General features: G+C 34.4%; 8 protein-coding genes. All 8 read left to right on the plus strand.

Annotated features, from left to right (window positions below; genetic code table 11):
* A partial coding sequence (locus tag ACNKXS_RS06620; RefSeq protein ID WP_417920176.1) for a restriction endonuclease subunit S occupies positions 1 to 1,051 on the plus strand: 1,051 nt, incomplete at its 5' end.
* A gap of 22 nt (positions 1,052 to 1,073) precedes the next feature.
* The gene (locus tag ACNKXS_RS06625) at positions 1,074 to 3,221 is read left to right on the plus strand and encodes a retron system putative HNH endonuclease (protein WP_417920177.1); all 2,148 of its coding nucleotides are present in this window, start codon (positions 1,074 to 1,076) and stop codon (positions 3,219 to 3,221) included.
* The gene (locus ACNKXS_RS06630; RefSeq protein ID WP_417920178.1) at positions 3,218 to 4,072 is read left to right on the plus strand and encodes a retron system putative HNH endonuclease; all 855 of its coding nucleotides are present in this window, start codon (positions 3,218 to 3,220) and stop codon (positions 4,070 to 4,072) included. The genes ACNKXS_RS06625 and ACNKXS_RS06630 overlap by 4 nt, the downstream gene beginning before the upstream one ends.
* Before the next feature lie 157 nt (positions 4,073 to 4,229).
* A complete protein-coding gene (locus tag ACNKXS_RS06635; RefSeq protein WP_417920179.1) occupies positions 4,230 to 4,643 on the plus strand; it encodes a LexA family protein in 414 nt (137 codons plus the stop codon).
* The gene (locus tag ACNKXS_RS06640; protein ID WP_417920180.1) at positions 4,643 to 5,902 is read left to right on the plus strand and encodes a Y-family DNA polymerase; all 1,260 of its coding nucleotides are present in this window, start codon (positions 4,643 to 4,645) and stop codon (positions 5,900 to 5,902) included. The genes ACNKXS_RS06635 and ACNKXS_RS06640 overlap by 1 nt, the downstream gene beginning before the upstream one ends.
* 40 nt (positions 5,903 to 5,942) lie before the next feature.
* Positions 5,943 to 6,515, plus strand: a complete 573-nt coding sequence (locus tag ACNKXS_RS06645) for a Crp/Fnr family transcriptional regulator (RefSeq protein WP_417920181.1) — start codon at positions 5,943 to 5,945, stop codon at positions 6,513 to 6,515.
* A 207-nt stretch (positions 6,516 to 6,722) separates the two neighbouring features.
* Positions 6,723 to 7,199, plus strand: coding sequence for a cupin domain-containing protein (locus tag ACNKXS_RS06650; RefSeq protein ID WP_417920182.1), 477 nt, complete (start codon positions 6,723 to 6,725; stop codon positions 7,197 to 7,199).
* Positions 7,200 to 7,214: 15 nt separating this feature from the next.
* Positions 7,215 to 8,278, plus strand: a 1,064-nt coding sequence (locus tag ACNKXS_RS06655; RefSeq protein WP_417920183.1) for an L-dopachrome tautomerase-related protein, incomplete at its 3' end; no start/stop codon positions are given.

Consider the following 8,278-nt stretch of genomic DNA (forward strand, 5'->3'; position numbering starts at 1 on the left):
CCCTTTCCCTTCACGCAATGAACAAGATCGTATTGTAGCTAAATTAGATAGTTTATTTGAGCAGTTGGAAAGCATCAATAAAAGCCTGGACCACATGCCTACCCTACTCAAAAACTTTAGACAGCAAGTCTTGACCCAAGCCGTCACCGGTAAGTTGACAGAGGAATGGCGAAAGGGGAAGGAATTAGATAGTCAAACAAAATCTTATCTAAAAAAAATATCTGCTGATATTCAGGAAGCTTACGAAATTAAATGTTCTGAAGCAAAAAAGATAGGAAATAGAAAACCTAAAGATCAGAGAAAAAACAAAAAATCAGATAAAGATGATAATAATCTTCCTAAAATTCCTTCTGTATGGAAATACACTAGAGCTGAGGAATTAAGCTATCTCATCACAGATGGAGTTCATTTCAGACCAAAATATACTGAAAATGGCATTCCATTCTTGAGCGTCAAAAACGTTAGACCATTTAGTATTTCAGAAAAAGATTGCAAATATATATCTGACAATGATCATAATGAGTATATAAAAAGATGTAATCCAGAATTTGGTGATATTTTATATACTAAAGTTGGAGCTACATTTGGATATGCGGCATTAGTTAAAAATGTTCTACCATTTAGTATTTATGTAAGCCTCGCTCTTATTAAACCCTCAAAACTCTTGCTCGGCAAGTATATAGAGCTTCTATTTAATTCTCAATTGATTTTTAACCAAGCTAGACATAGAGTTAGTGGAAGTGGAGTCCCAGATTTGCATCTGATTGAAATTAGAGACTTCAAAATTCCAGTCACAATAGTTGAAGAACAGCAAGAAATCGTCAATCGTGTAGAAGTTCTCTTGGCAAAAGCAGATGCGATTGAGGTACATTACCAGGCTTTAAAAACTAAAATAGAACACTTACCCCAGGCCATCCTGCATAAAGCATTTAAAGGTGAGCTTGTTCCTCAATTAGAAAGTGATGGAGATGCCAGGGAGTTGTTGAAGGAGATTGAGGGGTTGAAGAATAATATTGTTAGTAATGCTAAAAATGCAAGTAAGAGAAAATAACATATTTTCTTAGGATAATACTATGATTAAAACAAAAAGCATAAAAGAACCACAGTTTTTTAAATCAGAACAAGTAAAAGGATTTCGGAAACAGCTAGTTGATTTCTATAATCAGCCAAAAAGTTTTCGTACACAGAAAAAGTTTCCGATAAGTGGATTACAACTAAGTTTTAATAATATAAGAACTGAGATTTCAAAAAAAACTGATAACAAATGTTCTTATTGTGAATCTGAACTTAAGATTCAAAATTTAACCATAGATCATTTCAGACCTAAATCTGCAGCAGCTGATAGAGAAGGTAAAATTTCTTCAGAACATTATTGGTGGTTAGCTCTTGTATGGAATAACTTACTTCCGTCCTGTCAAATATGTAATTCTAATAAGAAAAATTTCTTCCCTGTTGCCAGAAAAAGGGCTACTGTAAATTATTACGCCAAGGATAGGCTTTTTAATAAGGAGAAACCTCTATTAATAGATCCAGAATTTGAAAATCCGGAAGAATACTTCTACTACGATCAAGATGGATTAATTTATTCAGATACTGAAAGAGGAGTAATAACAATAAATTTATTGGGTTTGAATCGAGAAGAATTGGTCAAATCCCGTCAATCTATAGCATCTGAAATACTTTCCATTTTAAATGACTTTCCCATCTCAACGAATTTTAGCGATGTGGATAATTTAGAAAAAGAGAATTTAATTAGAAAGATAGACAGTCTTGGTAAAGACCTTAATATATATTCAGATCCTTATTTAGGAATACGTAGATTTTTTTTCCGTCAGTTTATAAATGATTTAAAATTAAAACCAAGCTTTAAAAAGCTTTTATCTTTAGATGTAAGACGAATTTTAAGACTAAAACTTAAACATGAAAATGAAAATATTAATCCTGAGAGCGAGACAAATCAGTTTGAAGTAAAAACGATAAATATAAAGAACTACAAATCCCTTAGTGATATTTCAATCAATTTCAAACGCACTAAAAATGGCAATGCTGGTTGGGCAATTCTAATTGGTGAAAATGGTGTTGGAAAAAGCTCTACTTTATCAGCAACATTGAAGACGCTAATTGGCAGGAATTACAGAGGTCTTAGTTTTAGTAAAGATGAAATTAATCGAGAAAAAGGAGAAGATGCTGCTGTACATATTACATTTAATAATAAGGCATTCGCCAATGTTCATATAGGGAAAAAAATAAGGTACTTCCATCCTAAAGATTATTTTAAAGATAGTTCGATTGTCGCTTTCGGGCCATTCAAACATTCTAATAAATCCGACAAAAATTATAGAAAATTTAAAGATGGATGTTTTATCGATAATTTTTTTAATCCCGCAATACCCTTACATAATTCTTTAAATTTTATACTTAGACTGACCCCGGAACAATTTGAATATGTTGCCATTGCTTTATTAGATCTCCTCATGCTTGAGAATGTAGCAAGAATTCATAGGAATTTAAATACTAAACAGGTTTGGTTTCAATATAATGAATCTAAAAGAAAGCAGTATTTCTCTGAATTGAGTGATGGCTATCAATCAGTAATTACTTTGGGGTGCAATATAATAGAGGGATTATTAATCAATAACGAAAGTATAGAACATGCATCAGGTTTTGTTGTAATAGACGAGATAGGTGCTAATCTCCATCCTCGATGGAAAATGCAAATAGTAAAAAGGTTACGGAGAACATTTCCCAATGTTCAGTTTTTAGTTACCACCCACGATCCTTTATGCCTAAAAGGTATAGAAGAAAATGAAACTTATGTTTTACAGTTTAATAATGGTCAATTAAAAGTACTGACAGATTTACCCAGTCCTTCAGAATTTAGGGCAGATCAATTATTAACATCAGAGTTTTTCGGTTTGTATAGTACAGTAGACCCCGAAATTGAAAAGGATTTTAAAGAGTATTATGAACTTTTATATAAACCTAAAGATTCATTAAACAAGTCGGAAGAGATAAGATTAAAAAATCTGAAGATAGAACTTAGAGCTAAGAACCATTTAGGTGATAGCTTGAGAGAGGAATTATTATATATAGCAATTGACGAAATTTTAGCAAAGCAAAAAATGTCTGAAGAACCCTTTCAGAGAAAACAAATTGAAGAGGAAGTAAGAGTGAAGGCAATTGAGTTAATTGATGAATTTTTAGGTGATTTAGAAGAATGATATTTATAGACAGGAATAAAGAACCAAAACCTACGGTACTAGTGGAGGATGCTGATGATGAACATTTAGCTGCACATACACATTATGTGGTGGAGGGGAACGATGACGCTTTCAATCATAAATCTTATCAAGATAAGCAAGTTAAAGATGCGCTAATTCGTCTATTCAATGGTAAATGTGCTTATTGTGAATCTAAAATAACTATTACATCACCTATTGATAAGGAACATTTTCGACCAAAAACAAAAATCAATACTGGAGTAGGACCGAGAATTAGAGGATATTACTGGCTAGCAGCAGATTGGGATAATCTATTATCAGCTTGCGCTCATTGCAATAGAACAGGGACCCATGATATAGCTCAGGGCGAGCCAATCGTAGCTGGTAAGTTAGATTATTTTCCCTTGTCAGATGAAACTAAAAGAGCTTCTTATGGTAGTGATTTAGAGGAAGAGGAAAAAGTGAGATTATTGATAAACCCCTGTGTCGATAAACCAGAAAAGCTTTTTAGATATACTGATGATGGTGCAATTTTACCTGAGCAAGGATTAGATGAAAAAGATGACCAAAAGGTTAAAACTTCAATAGAAACGTTTGGTTTAAGAAGAAGTGAATTACATAAAGAGAGAAGAGAAAAATGGATAGATGTTGAAGTTCAAATCGAAAGGATAAGAAGGGCCTGGAATGAATACTCAGCAACTTTAGATGAGGATATTTTGGACAGATTTCATTTCGAAATGAATCAATTAAAGAGGATTGAGTCAGATGATAAAGAATATTTAGGCTTGGTCAGATTTTTAGTTAAGAATGAACTTTCTGACATTAAAAATGATATAGCAGAACAAAATTGATTTTAAATATTAAAGTATTTGGGGAAAACCATTTAAATCCAGTCTCTTCATATTTAAATAGTATATAAATTAAGTGGTAAAATTGACGATCTCCATAGTTAAAAATTAGGATTACTTCCATTTTTATGTAATATTTCCAATAACTACTTTTGTTTTTATGAAAGTAGCTTTATTATCGATTTCCAAAATCCCAGTTTTACCATTCATAGGCTCTATCACAGCTGGATTTCCTTCACCTGCAGATGATCATCTTGATAATTCTATAGATCTCAATTTAGAAATAATAAAGGATAGAGATGCCACCTTCTTCGGACGTGTTGAAGGCGACTCCATGACAGGAGCCGGAATTGAACATGGCGATCTTTTAGTGATCAATAAAGGATTAGAGCCTAGAAATGGTAAAATTGCCGTATGCTTTATCGATGGAGAATTTACCGTAAAGCGCATCAAAATTGAGAAGGATATTATCTGGCTCGTCGCTGAAAATCAAAAATACAAACCAATTAAGGTCACCGCTGAGAATGATTTCTTAATATGGGGAATAGTTACTAACGTAATCAAATATTTTTGATGTACGCCCTGGTAGACTGTAATAACTTCTATGCGTCCTGCGAAAGAGTATTCAATCCACTTCTGGAAAATAAACCGGTGGTGGTGCTTTCTAATAATGATGGGTGTGTCATCGCCCGGAGTAATGAAGCAAAAGCTATGGACATTCCTATGGGTGCTCCTGCATTTCAATTTCAAAAGCTATTTGATAAAAATGGCGTTCATGTCTTTTCTTCTAATTATGCCTTGTACGGGGATATGAGTAAAAGAGTAATGAACATCCTTTCTGAGTTTACACCTGATATTGAGATCTATTCCATAGATGAAGCTTTTCTACTGTTGGCTGGATTTGAAGAACATTTCGATCTTGAATACTATGGAAGACAAATGATTTTGGCGGTGAAAAGTAGAACAGGAATACCAATAAGTGTTGGCATCGCACCTACCAAAGCTTTAGCCAAGGTAGCTAATAAAATAGCGAAGAAATTTTCTGCTCGTACTGGAGGAGTTTATATTCTGGATGATCCAGAGAAAAATAGAAAAGCGTTGTTATGGACTAAGATCGGTGATGTATGGGGAATTGGCCGGCAATACGAAAAAAGGCTACTCGCATTAAATATTAGAAACGCTCAGCAATTTGTGGAGTTACATGATGAATACGTTCGAAAAGAGTTTTCTGTGGTAGGCTTACGCTTGAAAAGAGATCTTTCAGGCCTTACTACCCTATCCTTAGAAGCAACTCCGAAGAAAAAGAATATCGCAGTCACGCGAGCATTCGAGAATATGTATAGTGATTACAATGAACTCAAAGAAAGGGTCTCAACTTATGCAGTTAAGATTGGCGAAAAACTTAGAAGGCAGGAAAGTAATTGTAGCCTACTTCAAGTCTTTGTACTTACAAATCAATTTAGAAATGATTTAAAGCAGTATCGAGCCAGTATATCTGTCTATACTCCTACTCCAACTAATTCCAGTATAACCCTAGTCCAAACTGCACTTACAGGACTATCTATGATATACAAAGAAGGATATCAGTACAAAAAAGCAGGCATCATCGCATCAAAACTCACTCCAGCCAAGCAAAAGCAGTTCAAATTATTTTCAGAAGAAAACCCAAAACATGAGCAGTTGATGAAGGTAGTAGATCAATTAAACTTCCGAGAGAACGGTAAAGTGAAATTCGGAGGTCAGGATCTAGGACGTACCTGGAAGATTAAGCAGGAAAGGTTATCCAACAGGTTTAGTACGAGATTGAATGAATTGATAATTATAAAAGTTTAAATTTATTCTACTAAATTTGCCAAAATGACTATTTCTATTCATGAATGCAAAATTTCTAAAATTGCGATCGCATATTGAAGAGGTTGTTTCTTTGACCGATGAAGAATGGAAAGTCATCTCTCAAAGCTTTGAGTATCGGACCTTAAAGAAACACCAATTTCTAATACAACAAGGTGGAACTGTAGATTGTGAATTTTGGATTATTGAAGGTATTGTAAAAGCCTATTTTATAGATGAAAAGGGCAAAGAACATATACTACAGTTTGCTATGGAAAATTCCTGGGTAAGTGATCATTATGCTTTCCAATATGACTTACCCGCAGATTTAAATCTGGATTGTCTTGAAAACTCCGAATTCTTCTGTCTTTCCAAGGAAAATAGAGAAAGAATGTGTTTCCAATTTCCAAAAATGGCCAATTTCTTTCGAATTAAAGGCCTATATGGTTACGTGAATCTTCAAAAAAGAATTCTATCCTTTTTAACCCAAACGGCTGAAGAACGATATGAAAGACTTTTGGATAGAAAGCCGGAATTAATTCAGAGAGTACCCAAAAAATTACTTGCAGCATATTTAGGAGTTAGCCGAGAAACCCTTAGTCGACTTAAAGCTTAAATAGGTCAAATTCTTAGCTAAAGCATATTACTTCATTTTCAAATTTGTGGTTAAGAATTCTTTAACCCCGTTATACTTCATTTGAACAGGAAATGTGATCCATATCACACATTTCAGTTGATTATTCTCACTTCAATTTGGTGATCTGCATCCTCGCACAGGAGGCACTTCTACAAGATCTTTGTATCAAACATTTAAAACCAAATTATGAGAACAAAATTAGCACTATTAACATTGGCGCTCGGGATTTTAATTCCTTGTCTTCAAGCGCAAGAGGAACAGAGACCCATGATGGGAAATCAGTATGGGGTATTAAACATCGAAGAATATCTTGATTTATTACCAGCCGAGAACGAAGGTATTATTAAAGATATTCGATTGATTGATCGCGAACATGCTGGAGTTAGAGTATTTAGGTTGTATGATAAAGTTCCAGTTCACTACCATGCGAAAAGCGATGCCTACCTGTATATCTTAAATGGTAAGGCTAAATTTTATGTAGCAGATAAAGGACCTATAACTGCAGGAAAAGGTGATTTGCTTTTCTGGTCAAAAGGAACACCACATGGAAATGGAGAGATTCTGGAAGGTCCCCTGGATGTTCTTGTCTTCGATGCAGATGCTCGTGATCCAAGCGATGTAATATGGGTAGATCCGGCTACACAAAAAGAATTTTTAGACTAATTAAAATATTATAAAATGAAAAAAGCAATAGTATTCTTATTCAGCTTAGCCTTGAGCTTAAGCCTTTATGCACAAAATAATTTAGAGATCGTTTCGGAATTCCCCGAAGCAAGACCAGGAAACATCACAGTTTCTGAAGGAGGTAGAGTGTTTGTTACAATGAGTGCACTAAGTTCCTCAAAATATATGGTAATGGAGATTATGGAAGATGGTACCAGCAAACCCTTTGGAGAGAAGGAGTGGATTCAGAAACCTGAAAAAGGAAGTATAAAAGGTATTAATTCGACAATTGGAATCCAGACTGATAAATCTGGAAATCTCTGGGTGCTTGATATGGGGAATATCAAAGAAGGTCAAGCACCTAAATTGGTTTCCTTCAATCTTGACTCAGGAAGGATGAACAAGGTGTTCACAATACCTACCACAGTTCTTACTGATAAACCATTTTTACAGGATTTTGTAATTGATGATAAACACCAGGTCGCTGTAATAGCAGATATGACGGATGCTCTAAATCCGCCAATCGCTCCTGCATTCGTTGTGATAGATCTAAAGACTGGATACATTAAAAGGATTTTAGAAAACCATGAAAGTTTTCAACCAGTAGATGAATCTGTAAGTGTAGGAAATCAGAAAGTTATCCATAAAAGGAAGGATGGATCTACCATTGAACCAAGATATCCGCTGAATCCAATTTCTATCGATGAAGAAAATAAGTTTATCTACTACGGGGCTATGGGGAATACTAAAATTTATAAAATTTCTGCAGAAGCAGTAGCAGATCTAAGTTCTTCACCAGAAAAATTGAATGATGAAATTTCCTTCCACGCGAATAAACCAAAATCTGATGGTTTTAAAGTTGGTAAGAATGGAAATGTTTATGTAACAGATGTTGAAAATTCTGCAATTGTTAGGAGCAACAGCTCAGGCATGAAAACTTTGGCTAAAGATGTTGAAAAGTTATCCTGGCCAGATGGAGTTGCTATATATGGTGATACCTTATACATCGTAGCAAATCAACTTCACAATTTACCGCTATTAAATAACGGTAAAGATGCCAGCAATCCTCCGTTTCTAGT

It is taken from the genome of Christiangramia marina, from assembly GCF_048285865.1.
In the GTDB taxonomy this organism is placed as follows: domain Bacteria; phylum Bacteroidota; class Bacteroidia; order Flavobacteriales; family Flavobacteriaceae; genus Christiangramia; species Christiangramia marina.

Bases quoted from the DNA above. Each gene is read 5' to 3' on its own strand.
- ACNKXS_RS06645 (WP_417920181.1), top strand. From the start codon at position 5,943: ATGAATGCAAAATTTCTAAAATTGCGATCGCATATTGAAGAGGTTGTT.
- ACNKXS_RS06635 (WP_417920179.1), top strand. From the start codon at position 4,230: ATGAAAGTAGCTTTATTATCGATTTCCAAAATCCCAGTTTTACCATTC.
- ACNKXS_RS06650 (WP_417920182.1), top strand. From the start codon at position 6,723: ATGAGAACAAAATTAGCACTATTAACATTGGCGCTCGGGATTTTAATT.
- ACNKXS_RS06630 (WP_417920178.1), top strand. From the start codon at position 3,218: ATGATATTTATAGACAGGAATAAAGAACCAAAACCTACGGTACTAGTG.
- ACNKXS_RS06625 (WP_417920177.1), top strand. From the start codon at position 1,074: ATGATTAAAACAAAAAGCATAAAAGAACCACAGTTTTTTAAATCAGAA.
- ACNKXS_RS06640 (WP_417920180.1), top strand. From the start codon at position 4,643: ATGTACGCCCTGGTAGACTGTAATAACTTCTATGCGTCCTGCGAAAGA.